General features: G+C 67.5%; 1 pseudogene. It reads right to left on the bottom strand.

The window, feature by feature from the left end:
* Nucleotides 1–498 precede the first annotated feature (498 nt).
* A pseudogene (locus ACQEVO_RS34220) lies at nt 499–17,733 on the bottom strand (non-ribosomal peptide synthase/polyketide synthase); the annotation flags it as partial.
* Nucleotides 17,734–17,806: the final 73 nt, after the last annotated feature.

The following is a 17,806-nucleotide window of genomic DNA, read 5'->3' as shown; positions in this document are numbered from 1 at the left end:
GGTGGTGCTGCGGGGGCGACGGGTGCGAGCCGGGCGGGTGCGGGCCGTTCGGGTCATGCCTGTTTCACTTCCTGGTGGTAGTCACACTGCTCACCGACAACCGAAACCATCAACCTGCCTTGCCTGCCTTGTCCGCTTCCGCCGGTCCTGCACCCGCCGCCGGCGCACGGTGCGAGTACTGGTCTGCCCTGGTTCAGGGCACGGTCGACCGCCGCCGGAATCGCCGTCGTCCATCATTACATGGCCCCGGCAGCGCCATCTGTTACCACCGGCGGAATCGCCCTGGTCAGCGGCGCTTGCCGCCCGGCGCCGAGCCGCGCCGGAGGGCAGGTGGATGCGGCCCGGATGAACACCGGATCGAACCCCATCCGGACAGTCGTGGCGCGCCGGGCCGGCTGCCCGGCGGCCGGCTATCGCCGAGACGCCGATCGGTATTACGGCGACCTGTCGATCGCCGCTTTCCGGACCTCACCGGCACCTGGTCGGGACTACATTCCGTCAGTCCAGTTCGCCGGAGGCATCCCCGAGTCGTGCCAGCAGGTGCGGAGCGATGACGGTGAAGGCCTCGGCGGACGTCATCTCCTCGTGCATGGCCGGGACCTCGTATTCGGCGACCTCACCCGCCACATACGGCCGCCAATGATCGGCCCGGGGATCTTCCTGCTCCGCACCGGGCGTGGGGATCGCGGCGCGGAAGAAATCGACGACGCCCTGGTAAACCCCGGGCTCGTGATCGGCGAGCAGTTCCGCCGACCGTGCCACGGTGCGGAACACCGCGCGCAGCCGTTCGGCCGGGAGACGCAGCAACTCCGCGGGGATCAGCTCGTGCAGGCGGGCCAGTTCCGCGTCACCGAGGTCGCCGACACTGCCGCGGTCGGTGTCTTCGGTGCGTATCCCTTGTTCCACGAGTGCGGTGCGCAGGGCGGACTCGTAGATGTCGGCATCGATACCGGGGTGGCTGTCCAGCATCGCGAGCAATTCGACCCGCTCACCCGCCGCCTGCAATTCGGTGGCCACGGTATGGGCCACGACCCCGCCCAGGGACCAGCCGAGCAGACGATACGGACCCTCGGGCTGGATGCGCCGGATCTCCGACAAGTAGCGGTCCGCGATCTCACGCAGTGATTCCGGGGCGTAGTCGTCCTCTGAGTAGGCCGGCGACTGAATACCGTAGAGCGGCTGATCCTCCGGCAACATCGGAACCAGCGAAGCGAAACTCCACGCCAAACCGTCCCGGGCGTGGATGGCGAAAATCGGTGTCGCCGAACCGGTTTCCCGGATGGGCAGTACGACCTGCAACGCCGCCGCGGCCAGTGCGTCCGCTTCGGCCGGTTCGGCGAGCCGGGCAGCGAGACCGCCGACGGTCGCGTCGGTGAACAACCACTGCACACTGACATCGATCCCGGTCACTGCGCCGAGCCGGGCCGCGACCCGGGTCGCGAGCAGCGAGTTGCCGCCGAGTTCGAAGAACGAATCGTCCACGCCGACCCGATCTACACCCAGTACGTCGGCGTAGATACCGGCGACGGTGTGTTCCAGCGGGCTGCGCGGGGCGCGGAATTCTGCGTCACCGGCGAACACCGGTTCCGGGAGTGCCCGGTGGTCCAGCTTCCCGGCCGGGGTGAGTGGGATCGCGTCGAGCACCATGACCGACGACGGCACCATATACGACGGCAACCGCTGCCCGACGAACTCACGCAACTCGGCCGGATCGATCGAATGCCCCGGCGCGGGCACCACATACGACACCAGCGACACCGCACCCGGAGACCGCTCGTGACCACCGGCGGCCCGCTCGTGACCATAGGTCACGGAGAAGTCGACGGAATCGGCGGCGGTGAGCGCGGCGTCGATCTCGCCCAGTTCGATCCGGAAACCGCGCACCTTCACCTGGAAATCGTTACGGCCCACATACTCCACCGCAGGATCACCCGCGGCATCACGACGCCAACGCACCACATCACCCGTGCGATACAACCGGGCACCCGGCTCACCGTAGGGGTCGGCCACGAAACGCCCGGCGGTCAGACCGGCTCGGGCGTGATAGCCACGGGCCAGCTGAATACCGCCGACGTACAGTTCCCCGGCGGCACCCTCGGGCACCGGACGGAGCCGGTCGTCGAGTACCAGCGCACGCATCCCCCGCACCGGACCACCGATCGTCACCGGATCACCCGGACGCAACCGCCCGCTGATATTCGTGGCGATGGTCGCCTCGGTCGGACCGTACGCATTGTGCAGCCGGCGTTCCACCTGGTCCGGGCGCCGCTCGACCGCACCCTGCAGTCGTCGGTCGATCTGTCCGGGCGCGTGGACCCCGGCCGGTTGCGGCAGGCCGCGGAAGGTCTCGTCGCCCCCCACCCGGATCTGCGCACCGCGTTCGTCACCCACGGGCCGCTCCCGCTCGATCGCGGGTGCGGTGGACCACTTGCCCGCCATATCCGCTGTGAGGGGTTCACCGCCGGCGATGATCACCCGCACACGGGCCAGATCGGCCGGATCCAGCGAGGCCAGCACCGACGGCGTGAGGAACCCGACCGTGACACCTTCCCGGGCGATCAGTTCCCCCAGTTCGGCGCCGCCGTAGTTCCCGGTCGGCACCACGATCAACGCGCCCGCCGAACCCACCGCCAGCAAGAACTCCAGCATCGAAGCATCGAACGACGGCGACGCGAACGCCAGCGCCCGCGAATCCGGGGTCAGCCCATAACGCTCGACCTGCTCGGCACTGAAATTCGCCAGACCCGCATGCGTAACCACCACGCCCTTGGGCACACCCGTCGAACCGGAGGTGTAGATGACATACGCGGTATTCGCCGGGGTCAGCGCCCGCACCCGGTCCGCGGCGGTGATCGGCTCGGCAGAATACGAATCGAGAATCAGCTCGTCGAGCACCAGCCAGCACACCGTATCCGGCAGATCATCGCGCACCGCGGACACCGTGATACCCACCGGCGCACCCGAATCGGCCAACATATGCGCAATCCGATCCCTCGGATACGTCGGATCGATCGGCAGGAACGCCGCACCCGACTTCGACACCGCCCACTCGGCCAGCACCGAATCCGCCGACCGCGGCACCGCCACAGCCACCAAATCCTCAGCACCCAAACCACGCGCAATCAGTGCGCGGGCAAGACGATTCGAACGCTCGTCGAACTCACCATAGGAATACCGGCGACCCTCGAACACCACCGCCGGTGCCGACCGGTCCACCGCCACCGCATCCGCCAGCAACTCCGGCAATGTCCGCGCCGGCACCGCCGGACCACCCGAACGCGACGCCAATTCCGCACGCTCGGCAGGGCTCAGCAACTCGGCGTCCCCGACCGGCCGGTCCGACCCGTCGATCAAGTGGTCGACCACCCGCAACAGCCGCGCGGCCAGCGTCTCCACCGCCGCCGCGTCGAAACTGCTCGTCAAATACTTCAACACGATCCGCACCGTGTTCTCGGCCGTCACCACCAGAGTGAGTGGGTAGTGGCTGTTATCGCTGGTCCCCACCCCGGTAACCGACAGGCCGTCGATATCACCGGCAGCCGCGACCGCGGCCGCATCGGTGGGATAGGACTCGAAGACGAACAAACTGTCGAACCGCACCGCGGTCCCGGCGGCCCGCTGAATATCGGTCAAACCCAGGTAGTGATGTTCCAGCAGAGCAGCTTGCTCGCGCTGCAACCCGGTCAGCAGCGCATCGGTACTCGCCCGATGATCGACCCGCACCCGCACCGGCAGGGTATTGATGAACAAACCGACCATGGATTCGATCCCGGGCAGCTCCGCCGGACGACCGGAGACCGTGGCACCGAACACCACATCGTCGCGGCCGGTCATCCAACCCAGCAACACACCCCACGCCGCCTGCAACAGGGTGTTCATGGTGATCCCGAGACCGGCGGCACGCGCGGCGAGATCCTGCGTGCGATCGGCGCCGATCTCGGCGACGAAGGTACCCATCTCGTAGGTTTGCTCCGCCACCGGCTCGGCGACCAGCAGCGACGGTTCGCTGAATCCGGCCAGGGCATCGCGCCACGCCTGCTCGGATGCGGCCCGGTCGCGGCCCGCCAGCCAGGACAGGAAGGTGCGGTAGGACGCCGCCCGCGGGAGCGCAGAGGTGTCGCCATGCAGCGCGTACAGCATGAGCAGATCCCGCATCAGCAGCGGCATCGACCAGCCGTCCACCAGAATGTGATGGGTCGTGATCGCCAACTGCCAGGAGTCGTCGGTCCAGCGGGCGAGGTGGAACCGGATCAGCGGCGGAACCGACATATCGAAGTGCTGTGCCCGGTCCGCGGCCAGCAGCCGCGCCAGTTCATCCGCGCGTTCGTGCTCCGGCAGAGCCCGCAGGTCGATATCGCGCCACGGCACCCGCACGGTGTCGCAGACCACCTGCACCCACTGCCCCTCGGCGTCCGCGACGAACGCGGTCCGCAGGTTCGGGTAGCGCTCGACCAGTTTCTCCGCGGCCCGCCGCAGCCGAACCGGATCCACCCGGCCGGCCAGATCGACCGACGACTGCATGGTGTAGACGTCGTGGCTATCGCGCACGAGCTGCGCGTGGAACAACAGCCCCGACTGCAGCGGCGACAGCGGCCAGACCTCGGTCAGCTCCGGATAATTTCGTTCCCACTGTTCGATATCGGTCTGCGCGACCCGCACCAGCGGCATATCCGACGGCGTGAAGCCACCCGCTTCCGGCCGGCGAACATGTTCCGCGAGTGCGGTGAGCGCGGCGACCCACAGGTCCGCGAACTCGCGCACCTTCTCCTCGGTGAACAGCCCCGTGACATACGCGAAGGACGCGTTCAACACCGGCCCCTCGGCCCCGGACGTGACGATGGCGTTGATGTCCAGCGCCGCGTGGGCGGGCATATCGCCGTCGATATCGGCCGACACCGGCCCCAGATCCCCGGTGGGCATCCAGCCGAGGTCGGCCATCTCGGCCGGAACCTCCCCGGACGAGACCCGGCCCAGATAGTTGAACCCGATCTGGCCCGGAATACGTTCGGGTAGCAGGCTTTCCGCTTCGGGGTTGAGGTGGCGGAGCATTCCGTAGCCGAGACCCTTGTCCGGAGCCGCGAGCAACTGCTCCTTCACCGCTTTCACCAACGCACCGAGATCATCGCCACCGGCGAACGCCGCGTCGATATCGATTCCCGGCAATTCCAACCGGATCGGGTACACGGCCGTGAACCACCCGACAGTGCGGGACAGATCAGCACCGGGCACCACGGCCTCCTCACGGCCGTGCCCCTCGAGCTTCACCAGCGCGGCCGCAGACGAGCCGGCGTCCCGCCAGCGAGCGATCGCCAGCACCAGCGCGGACAACAAAGCGTCGTTGGGGCCGCCGTGGTAGCGGGCACCCACGGTGGTCAGCACCGCCTCGGTGACCTCGGCGGGCAGGCTGATCTCGAACCGTTCGACCGTCGCGCGGGTATCGACCACCGGGTCGAACGGCCGACTACCCAGAGCCGGGTCCGGAGTGGACGCGACGTGCTGCCAGTACGGCAGTTCCGCGGCACGTTCCGAGGTGACGGCGGCCTCGGCCAGGCCGTGCGCCCACCGCCGCAGCGAGGTACCCACCGGGGGCAGGACCACCGGTTCACCGGCGGCGAGCTGCGACCAGGCCAGCGCCAGGTCCGGGATGATCACCCGCCACGACACACCGTCGATCACGAAGTGATGCGCCGCGAACAACAGCACATCACGCCGCTCACCACGGAAAGAGAACCAGACGAACTGCGCCATCGCCGGGGCAGCGGGGTCCAAACGTCCCAGCGCGGAGTCCGATTCGGCCGAGGCTATCCGGGAAAGTTCGGCGTCGTCGATCGCGTCGTCGAGTTCCACCTTGTGGAGCAGAGCGCCGATATCGATCGCACCGGGGGCAAGCACCTCGAACACCGGGGCGCCGTCCTGATGCCGTAGCCGGGCGCGCAGGGCGTCGTGATGATCGAACACGGCAGACAGTGTCGCGACCAGTGTTTCGCGATCGATATCGACCGGCAGGCGCAACGTCATCTGCTGGGCGAAACGACCGTACGGCCGGCCTTCACCGAGGATCTGCGACATGAACGGCAGCATCGGCATCTCGCCGACCCCACCACCGGGAAGTTCGGCCAACCGCTGCTCGTCCGCATCACCGAGGGTGGCGACTGCGGCGAGCGCGGCGACGGTCCGGTTTTCGAACACATCCCGGGGGGAGAACAGGACTCCGTGTGTCCGGGCCCTGGACACCAGCTGGATCGACAGAATGCTGTCACCGCCGAGCGCGAAGAACGAATCGTCCATGCCGACCCGCTCCACGCCGAGCACCTCGGCGAACACCTCGGCCACGATCTGCTCCACCGGTGTCGCCGGCGCGCGGAAAGCGCGCGTCTCGAAGGCAGGTGCGGGCAGGGCTTTACGATCCAGCTTGCCACTGGTGTTCAGCGGTAGCGCATCGAGCAGCACCCACGCCTCCGGCACCATGTACGACGGCAACCGGCCCGCCAGATCGGTACGCAGCGCATCGGTGTCGATCACCGCACCCGCGGCCGGGACCACGTAACCCACCAGCTGGTCACCGGCGGGGGTATCGCCGCGCAGCACCACAACTGCCTGCGCGATCTCGTCCATACCCGTCAGCGCGGCTTCGATCTCACCGAGTTCGATCCGCAGGCCGCGCAGTTTCACCTGGAAGTCCGTGCGACCCAGATACTCCAGCTCACCCACGGAGTTCCAGCGCACCAGGTCACCGGTGCGATACATCCGTTCACCCGCGTGATACGGGTTCGCGACGAAACGATCCGCGCTCAGATCCGGCCGCGCCACATAGCCGCGCGCCAGCTGGACACCCGACAGATACAGCTCACCCGCGACACCCACCGGCACCGGCCGCAACCGGCCGTCCAGCACATACACCCGAGTGTTGAACACCGGCGCACCGATCGGCACGATCGCCGTATCCGCATCGGTCACTTCGTGATAAGTCACATCGACCGCCGCCTCGGTCGGACCATACAGATTGTGCACCGCGGTACCGGTCAACTCACGCAACCGCTGCGCCGGTTTCGGCGGCAACGCCTCCCCCGAGGAGAACACCATGCGCAGCGAGTTGCACGAGTCGGTGGCGGTGTCGGAGGCAGGATCGGCGAGTGAACCGACGAACGCACTCAACATGGATGGGACGAAGTGCGCCACCGTCACCCGCTCGGCATCGATGACCTCCGCCAGGTAGGCGGGATCACGATGACCATCCGGCCGCGCGACGACAAGCCGGGCACCGATCTGCAAGGGCCAGAAGAACTCCCACACCGAGACGTCGAACGTCGCGGGCGTCTTCTGCAGAATCGCATCAGCGGGTTCGAGCCCGTACTCCGACTGCATCCACACCAGACGGTTGACGATCGCACCGTGCGAGACGGCCACACCCTTCGGGCGGCCCGTCGAACCCGAGGTGAAGATCACATACGCCGGATTCTCCGGACGCAGCGGGGCACGCAGTTCCGCCGGCTGAACCGGGCTGCTGTCGAACGCGGTCGTATCGACGGTGTCCAGGTGCAGGACCGGCGTGCCGGCGGGCACGGGGACCGCGTCGGTGGTGGTGGTCAGCACGCAGACCGGTGCCGCGGTATCCAGCACGTACCCGATCCGCTCGGCCGGATGATCCGGGTCCAACGGCACATACGCACCACCCGCGGTCACGATCGCATACATCCCGACCACCAGATCCAGCGACCGCCGCACCGCCAAGCCCACCAGTGATTCCGGGCCCACACCCTCGGCGATCAGCAGGCGCGCCAACCGGTTGACCCGCGCGTCGAACTCCGCATAGGTCAGCTCTTCGCCCTCGAAAACGAGCGCGACCCGATCCGGGAACGCCGCTGCTGCCCGGGTGAAACCGTCCAGCAGAAATTGCGGATGCACCGGGCGATCGGTGGCATTCCACTGATCCAGCACCCGAGTCCGCTCGGCCGGGGCGAGGATTTCCAAATCGCCTACCGGCGCGGCCGGGCTCTCCACGATCTCACCCAGCAAGCGCAGGAAACGATCCACGAATCCTTGCGCCGTGGCCTGCTCGAACAGATCACTGGCATAGGTCAGATAGCCGGCCAGACCGTTCGGGGCACCGGTGGCGTCGTAGCGGTCGCCGACTATGAAGTGCAGGTCGTATTGGGAGGTCGCGGTGTCGATATCGACACCGGAAACCGTGAGACCGGGCAGTTCCAGATTCGACATCGCCAGGTTCTGGAACGTCAGCCCCACCTGGAACAGCGGATGCCGCGCGGTCGAACGCGCCGGATTCAAGACCACGACCAAGCGTTCGAACGGCACATCCGCGTTCGCGAACGCCTCGATATCCACCTGCCGCTGACGAGCCAGCAGATCGGTGAACGACTCCCCGCGATCCAGCTCGGTCCGGAACACCAAGGTGTTCACGAACATACCGATCAGATCATCCAACGCCTGCTCACCACGACCCGCCACCGGCGTACCGATGGTGATGTCCGCGGAACCCGACAACCGCGCCAGCAGTACCGCCAGCGCGGAATGCACAACCATGAACAAGGTCGCGCCCTGCTGCTGCGCGAGCCGCTGCAACCCGGCATGGACCCCGGCATCGATACCGATCTCCACCCGGCCACCGGCGAACGACTGCACTGCCGGACGCGGACGATCCGCCGGCAGATCCAGCTGATCCGGAATACCCGCCAACCGCGACTGCCAATACGAGACCTGCTCGGCGGCCAGCGATTCCGGGTCTTTCTCATCGCCCAGCAGCGCCCGCTGCCACAACGCGAAGTCCGCGTACTGCACCCGCAGCGGCGCCCAACCCGGCGCCTCCCCCGCGGCCCGCGCCGCGTACGCGGTCATCAGATCGCGCGTCAACGGCGCCACCGACGAACCGTCACCGGCGATATGGTGCACCACCATCGCCAGCACGAACTCGTCGACCGCGCCATCGACCGCGAACAACGCCACCCGCCACGGCACCTCGGTGGTGACGTCGAAGGATCCGGACACGAGTTCCAGCACAGCCGATTCCAGCGCCTCGGCGGCCACCGATCGCACCGTCAGCTCCGGCACCGCACCCGAGGCCGGCAGGATCACCTGGACCGGGCCCTGCTCGGTCTCCGGGTAGTAGGTGCGCAGGATCTCGTGCCGATCGACCAGATCACCGATCGCGGCCCGCAGGGCATCCACATCCAGGGAACCGGACAGTCGCACCGCGATCGGGACGCTGTACACAGCGGACTGCCCATCGAAGCGGTTGAGGAACCACATCCGCTGCTGCGCCAACGAGAGCGGCACCCGCTCCGGACGCGGCTGCGGCACCAGCTCCGCACGCCCGCCCGAACCCGCATGCCGCTCCACCCGAACGGCCAAACCCGCCACAGTCGGCGCCTCGAACAACGCCCGCACCGGAACCGTCGTATCCAAAGCCTTGCTCAGCCGGGCCGCCACCTGTGTCGCGACCAGGGAATTACCACCCAAAGCGAAGAAATCGTCGTCCGCACCGACCCGCTGCACACCGAGAAGCCCGGCGAAAGTACCCGCCACGATCTCCTCGATCGGAGTCGACGGCGCACGGAACTCCCGCGTCTCGAACACCGGCTCCGGCAACGCCTTACGATCCAACTTGCCGTTCACGGTCAACGGCAACGCATCCAGTTCGACGAACGCCCCCGGCACCATGTACGACGGCAACCGCCGCGCCAGTTCCGACTGGATACGGGCCGGATTCAAACCGGCACCGCCTCGGACACCGGTGCGACCCGAATCAGCACCGGCGGACGCCGCGGCGGGTGCCGCCGGAACGACATAGCCGACCAGCCGGTCACCGGTCCGCGGATCCGAAGTGGCCACCACCGCGGCGTGCGCGATCTCCGGCAACGCCAGCAGCGCGGCCTCGATCTCACCCAGCTCGATACGGAAACCACGAATCTTGACCTGGAAGTCGGTACGACCCCGATATTCCAACTCACCGTTGCGGTTCCAGGCCACCAAGTCACCGGTGCGATACATCCGCGCACCCGGGGTGAACGGATCGGCGACAAACCGGTCCGCGCTCAGGTCCGGGCGACCGAAGTACCCGTGAGCGAGCTGCGCGCCCGCCAGATACAACTCACCGGACACACCATCGGGCACCGGCCGCAAACGACCGTCGAGCACATACACCCGCGAATTCCACTGCGGCACACCGATCGGCACCGACACCTGATCGGCCGTACTCACCCGATGCGTCGTGATCGACACCGCCGCCTCGGTCGGACCGTACAGGTTGAACAACTCGATGCCCGGGTGGTCGGTGAGCATCCGCTGCGCGGTCGCCGCGGGCAACGCCTCACCGATGGCCAGCACCCGCCGCAGCGAAGCGGGCACGCCCTCATCGGCGGCCAGCAGCAGGGCATCGAGCATCGACGGCACCACCGTCAACGTGGTCACGCCCGTGCGCGCCATCAAGGCGTTGAGATGAGCCGGATCCCGATGGCCCTCCGGGCTCGCGATGACCATCCGGCCACCACATACCGCCGCGGCCCAGAACTCCCACACCGACAGGTCGAATGTCGCGGCCGTCTTCAGCAAGATCGCGTCTGCGGCGTGCATCGCGAATTCGGCAGTGATGTAACGCAACTGGTTCACCACCGCCGCATGCGGCACCGCCACACCTTTCGGCCGCCCGGTGGATCCGGACGTGAAGATCACATACGCCGTATTCGACGCACGCAACGGCGCCACCCGCTCGGCATCCGATACCGGCGAGCCGTCGAAGGCCGCGAGGTCCAGGTCGTCGAGCATGACCAGTGGGACACCGATGTCCGCGGTGAACCCGGTCGCGGACGTGGTGAGTACACAGAGTGGTGCCGCGGTATCGAGAATATTGCCGCTGCGCTCGGCGGGCTGATCCGGGTCGACCGGCACATACACACCACCCGCGGCGGCCACCGCATACATTGCGACCACCAGATCCACCGACCGCCGCAAAGCCAGCCCGACCCGCGCCTCCGGACCGACGCCGGCAGCGATCAGGAACCGCGCCAGCCGGTTGACCCGCGCCCCCAACTCGGCATACCCGATCTGCTCCCCATCGGCAGCCACCAACGCCACCGCACCCGGATCCCGGGCTACCGCGGCATCCAGCAACGACACCAATGTCGCCGACGTATCCAGCTTCCGGTCGGTCGAATTGCGGTCCGTCAGCTGCGTCCGCTCGGCCGGTGCCAGGATTTCCAGATCCCCCACCGGCACCGACGGATCCGCCACGATCTCGTGCAGCAAGCGCACGAACCGATCCACGAAGCCGTTCACCGTCTCCCGGTCGAACAGGTCGGTGGCATAGGTCAGAAACCCGGATACTCCCCGGGCGCCGCCTGTCTCGTCGTAGCTGTCTCCGACGATCAGATGGAGGTCGAACTGCGAGATATCGATATCGAAGTCGACGCTCGACACCGTCAGACCCGGCAACTCCAAACTCGACTGCGCCAGGTTCTGGAACGACAACCCCACCTGGAACAGCGGATGCCGCGCCTGCGACCGCGCCGGGTTCAGCACCTCGACCAGCCGCTCGAACGGCACGTCCGCATGCGCGAACGCCTGGATATCCGCCTCCCGCTGCCGCGCCAGCAGATCCGTGAACGCCTCACCACGGTCCAGCCGGGTGCGGAACACCAAAGTGTTGACGAACATACCGATCAGATCGTCGAGCGCCTGCTCACCGCGACCCGCCACCGGCGTGCCCACCGTGATGTCGTCCGTGCCCGACAAGCGCGACAACAACACCGCCAACGCCGAATGCACCACCATGAACAAGGTCGCACCCTGCGCTTGCGCCAACCGCAGCAAACCGGCGTGGATCCCGGCATCGATGCGCACCTCGACCCGCCCACCGGCAAACGACTGCACCGCGGGCCGCGGCCGATCAGCGGGCAGATCCAACTGATCCGGCGCCCCCGCCAGCGTCGACCGCCAATACGCGATCTGCTCCGCCGCCACGGAATCCGGATCGGATTCGTCACCCAGCAGTTCCCGCTGCCACAACGCGTAGTCGGCATATTGCACCGGCAACGGCGTCCACCCCGGCGCCTCACCCGCGGAACGGGCCGCATAGGCCATCATCACGTCACGGACCAACGGCCCCACCGACGAACCGTCGCCGGCGATATGGTGCACGACTATCGCCAGCACGAACTCACCGGAGCCAGCGACTACCGCGGTGTTGCGCGCGACGACATCGTCCGAACCGGCTCCACCGGGCACGTCGTCGCTCATCCGGAACAGGGTCACCCGCAGCGGCACTTCGGCCGTGACATCGAAACCGGTCGCGGCCAGCTCCGACACCGCCGCCGCGACTCCGTCGGCGGCCACCGACCGCACCTGTAGCCGCGGCACCGCCTGCCCGGCCCCCAGCACAACCTGCACCGGACCCGACTCGGTCTCCGGATACACCGTTCGCAATACCTCGTGCCGCGCGACGACGTCGGCGACAGCCGCCCGTAACGCATCCACATCGAGAGCACCCGAGAGACGAATCGCGAACGGCAGGTTGTACGCCGCCGACTGCTGGTCGAAACGATTCAGGAACCACATCCGCTGCTGCGCCGGCGACAACGGCACCCGCTCCGGACGCGGCTGCGGCACCAGCGGCTTACGCCCACCGGTCCCGGCCTGCTCCTGAATCCGCGCCGCCAACGCGGTAACGGTCGACGCCTCGAACAGCACCCGCACCGGTACCTGCGCATCCAATACCGCACCCAGCCGCGCCGCGACCTGCGTCGCGATCAGCGAGTTGCCACCGAGGGCGAAGAAATCGTCGTCCGCGCCGACCCGGCCCACACCGAGGACATCGGCGAACACCCCGGCCACGATCTCCTCGATCGGCGTCGCGGGGGCCCGGAAGTCCCGTGCCTGGAACACCGGCTCCGGCAATGCCTTACGATCCAGCTTCCCCGACGTATTCAACGGGAAGGCATCGAGTTCGACCACCGCCGCCGGAACCATATAAGTGGGCAGGACCGCACGCACCGACTCCAGCAGGACATCCGAAACGATCTCGGCTCCCGGAGCGGGCACCACATAGGCCACCAGCTGCTCACCCAGCTGAGAGGTCGCGATCGTGACCACGGCCTGGCTCACCTGCGGCTGCGCCAGGAACGCGGATTCGATCTCCCCGAGTTCGATGCGCTGACCACGGAACTTCACCTGGAAATCGGTACGACCCAGATACTCCAGCACCGGCCGCGAATCCGCAGCGGTCCCGGCTGCCTCGGTCCCGGTGCCGGTCCGCGTCCAGCGCACGAGGTCGCCCGTGCGGTACATCCGAGCGCCCGGATCGAACGGGCTCGCCACGAACCGATCCGAACTCAGATCCGGGCGCGTCACATAACCGCGCGCCAGCTGATCACCCGCCAGATACAACTCACCGGTCACACCCTCGGGCACCGGGCTCAACCGCGAATCCAACACGTAAACCCGCGAATTCCACTGCGGCACACCGATCGGCACACTGCCGGTTTCCGTCCCGGTGGCCTGCCAGTAGGTGATCGACACCGCGGCCTCGGTCGGGCCGTAAAGGTTGTGCACCGCAGCATCAGAGATCGCGTGCATCGCCGTCACCGTCTCCGGCGGCAACGCCTCACCGATCACGAACACATGCTCGAGCGACGGGATCGACCCCGCAGCCGTGTGTGCGGCGAACACCGTCAACATCGACGGCACGAAATCCGTCACCGTCACGTTCTGTTCCGCGATAACCCGAGCCAGATACGCCGGATCACGATGACCGTCCGGGGTCGCGACAACCAACCGCGCACCCGCCGCCAAGGGCAGGAAGTAACCCCACAACGACACGTCGAACGTCGTCGCGGTCTTCTGCAAGTAGACGTCCTCGGCACCCATCGGGTACTGCGCCAGCATCCACGCGACCTGATTACCGATCGCCGAATGCGGCATTGCCACACCCTTCGGACGACCCGTCGAACCCGACGTGAAAATCACATACGCCGTATTCGACGACCGCACCGGCGCCAACCGATCGGCATCGGTCACCGGCGAAGCATCGAAACCGCTGGTATCGACAGTGTCCAGAGCCAGCACCCGGACACCCGCGATCTCGCCTACCCGGCCGGCAACCACACCCGCGCTGCCATCAGCCGACAGGTCGCCCCCGCCGACCGCCCGCGCGTCCCCGGTGCCGACCGCCTGTACATCGGCCGTGGTCGACAGCAGGCACACCGGTTGCGCCGTATCGAGGATGTAGCCGATCCGCTCGGCCGGATGCGCCGGATCCAACGGCACATACGCACCACCGGCCGCCACCACCGCATACATGCCGACCACCAGGTCCACCGACCGCGACACCAGCAAACCGACCAGCGACTCCGGACCCACACCCTGCGCAATCAACAACCGCGCCAGACGATTCACCCGAGCCGAAAACTCCGCATACGTCAGCTCGGTGCCCTCGAACGACACCGCCACCCGATCCGGGAATTCGGCCGCCGCACGCTGGAACCCGTCCAGCAGCAGACCCTCCGGCAGCGCGTGCTCCGTGGCATTCCACTCCGCCAGCACCCGCGTCCGCTCGATTGGAGCGAGAATCTCGAGATCACCCACCGGCCGGGCGGAGTCGCTGACGATCTCGTGCAGCAACCGCACGAAACGGTCCACGAATCCCTGGACCGTACCCTGGTCGAACAGCGCGGTGGCATAGGTGAAATACCCTGCTACACCCGCCGCCGTGCCGGCCTCGTCGTAGTTGTCGCCCAGGATCACATTCAGATCGAACTGCGAGATCTCGGTATCGAAATCGACGCCCGAGACCGTCAAACCCGGCAACTCCAAGCTCGACTGCGCCAGGTTCTGGAACGACAATCCCACCTGGAACAGCGGATGCCGCGCCTGCGACCGGGCCGGGTTCAACACCTCGACCAGCCGCTCGAACGGCACATCCGCATGCTCGTAGGCCGCGATATCGATCTCCCGCTGCCGCGCCAGCAGATCCGCGAACGATTCACCCCGATCGAGTTCGGTGCGCAGTACCAGCGTGTTCACGAACATACCGATCACATCGTCGAGCGCCTGCTCGCCACGACCCGCCACCGGTGTGCCCACGGTGATGTCATCGCTACCCGACAACCGCGACAGCAGTACCGCCAGCGCCGAATGCACCACCATGAACAGAGTCGCGTGCTGCTGCTTGGCCAGCCGCAGCAATCCGGCATGGACCTCCGCGTCGATCCACACCTCGACCCGGCCGCCCGCAAACGATTGCACGGCCGGACGCGAACGGTCCATCGGCAGATCCAGCTGATCGGGTATCCCGGCCAATGCCGACCGCCAATACTCGATCTGGCCCGCCGCCAACGACTCCGGATCGGACTCGTCCCCCAGCACCTCGCGCTGCCAGATGCTGTAATCGGCATACTGCACCGGCAACGGCGTCCACGCCGGCGCTTCGCCCGTCGCACGCGCCGCGTACGCGGTCATCAGATCCCGCGTCAGCGGGCCCACCGACGCACCATCCGCCGCGATATGGTGCACGACCACCGCCAGCACGAACTCCCCCGCCGGACCTTCCGCACCGGATGCGTCGTGCACCGTGAACAACGCCGCCCGCAACGGCACCTCGGACGTCACATCGAAACCGCCCGAAATCAACTCCGCGACCGCCGGGATCACCTCTCCGGCCGCCACCGACCCCACCTCCAGCCGCGGCGCCGCATCCCCGGCCGGCAATACCACCTGCACCGGGCCGGACTCCGTTTCCGGGTACACCGTCCGCAGGACCTCATGGCGCGCCACCAGGTCCGCGACCGCCAGCCGCAAGGCGTCCACATCCAGCTCGCCCGACAGCCGGATGGCCAGCGGAATGTTGTACGTCGCCGAACCCTGGTCGAAACGGTTCAAGAACCACATCCGCTGCTGCGCCAGCGACAACGGCACCCGCTCGGGACGCGGCCCCGCCACCAGAGCCCTACGACCCCCCGAAGACCCGATCTCGGCGAGCCGTTCGGCGAATCCGGCGACGGTGGAGGCCTCGAAGAGCATGCGGGCCGGAATCGACGCGTCCACGACGGCGCCCAGCCGGGCCGCCACCTGGGTGGCGATCAGCGAATTACCGCCGAGCTCGAAGAAATCGTCGTCGGCGCCGACCGGGTCCGCCGGCTGCAGCAGATCGGCGAAAACGGCAGCGACCTGCTTCTCCAAGGGCGTCTCCGGTTCGCGATACACCTTGGTGCGCAGCTGCGGTTCGGGCAGGGCGCGGCGGTCGAGCTTTCCGACGGGCGTCAGCGGGATCTGCTCCAGCACAGTGATACTCGCCGGAACCATATGCGCCGGCATCCGGCGCGCAGCCAGCGCGAGCAGTTCCTCGGTATCGATGGTGGCACCGCCGGCCGGATACACGTAGGCGGCCAGCATGGTGCCGCCGGGGCGCTCGTAGCCGACGGTGACGGCGAAGCTCACCGATTCGTGTTGGGTCAGTACCGCGTCGATCTCACCCAGCTCGATCCGGAAACCCCGGACCTTAACCTGGAAGTCGTTGCGGCCCAGGTACTCCAGTGCACCGTCGGCCAGCCGGCGGACCAGATCGCCGGTGCGGTAGAGGCGGGAACCGTCCTCGGCGAAGGGATTCGCCACGAAACGTTCGGCGGTCAGACCGGGCCGGGCGCGGTAGCCGCGGGCCAGTTGGGCGCCGGCCACATACAGTTCGCCCGTGACTCCGGTGGGCAGTGGCGCCAGCCGTTCGTCCAGCACGTATTCGGTGACGCCACGGATCGGCGCGCCGATGGTGACCGGTTCGTCGGGTTTCAGTGGATCGGTGATGTTGACCACGATGGTGGTCTCGGTCGGACCGTAGCCGTTGTAGAACTCACGGGAACGGCCGTCGGACAGGGTGCCGGCCCAGCGACGCACCAGTTCCGGCGGGCACGCTTCGCCACCGACGACCACCGTCCGCAGATCGTTCAGACCCGCCGGATCGACAGAGGCGAGCGCGGACGGCGTGAAAGTGGCGTGGGTCACCCGCTCCCGCCGCATCAGGTCGGCGAGTTCGTCACCGCCGTACACGGTGGGGGCGACAACGACCATGGTCGCCGCCGCACCCAGCGCCAGCAGCAGCTCGAACAGCGAGGCATCGAAGGACAGGGAGACGAAATGCATCGTCCGGGAGGTGGTGTCGGCCCGGAAGCGTTCCCGCTGTTCGGCGCAGAACCCGGCCAATCCGGCATGGGTGACCACGACACCCTTCGGGGTACCGGTCGAACCCGAGGTGTAGATGACATAGGCCGGATGGTCGACGCGCAGCGGCTGCACCCGCTCGTCGAAGGACACCGGTTCGGCCGGATACCGGGTGAGCCCGGCCACGAAATCCGGTTCGTCGACAACGAGCCACCCCACCGCATCGGGCATCTCGGCGGCGTATTCCTGCACGGTCAAGCCCAGGGCGGCGCCTGAATCGGTGACCATGTATGTGATGCGGTCGATCGGATAGTTCGGATCCACCGGCAGGTATCCGGCGCCGGTCTTGGCCACCGCCCAGATCGCGACGACCGAGTCGATCGAGCGGGTGATCCCGATCGCCACCAGATCCTCCGGGCCGATACCGCGCGCGATGAGCAACCGGGCCAGCCGGTTGGAGCGTTCGTCCAGCTCAGCGTAGGTGAGCCGGCCCAGGCTGCCGGAGGCATCCGCATAGTCGACCGCCACACCCGTCGGGTTGGTCTCGACAGCCGTTGCCATGAGCTGGGGCAGGGTGGTCCCGCGGGGACGCCGGGTACGGGTGGGCCGGGTGCGCGCCGTTCGGGTCATGCCTACATCACTTCCTGCT

Origin of the sequence: Nocardia sp. CA-290969 (assembly GCF_050936135.1) — a bacterium.
Classification (GTDB): domain Bacteria; phylum Actinomycetota; class Actinomycetes; order Mycobacteriales; family Mycobacteriaceae; genus Nocardia.
This window is presented reverse-complemented; position numbering and strand designations above follow the sequence as displayed.